The 209-nt window shown below is 59.3% G+C and carries 1 protein-coding gene; it reads right to left on the bottom strand.

All coding sequences use genetic code 11. The features are described from left to right. Window positions 1-209: LysR family transcriptional regulator (locus AF337_RS38990; RefSeq protein ID WP_152971371.1), on the bottom strand; the 209-nt coding region annotated here is incomplete at both ends.

Consider the following 209-nt stretch of genomic DNA (forward strand, 5'->3'; position numbering starts at 1 on the left):
GGCGCGCATAGGCCAGGAGATCATTGCCGACCGTGTTAGGAATGACTGCCTTTGGCGTCCGGACAAGAAGTTGCGTCCCAAGGGATTGCTCCAATCGCTGCATCTGCATGCTGACGGCAGACTGACTGCGCCCGACGCGAGGGGCTGCTTGGGTGAAGCTCCTAGTCTCGGCGACGGCGACGAAGGTACTCAACAGTTCAAGGTCAAAG

Origin of the sequence: Rhizobium ecuadorense (assembly GCF_001187535.1) — a bacterium.
GTDB lineage: Bacteria > Pseudomonadota > Alphaproteobacteria > Rhizobiales > Rhizobiaceae > Rhizobium > Rhizobium ecuadorense.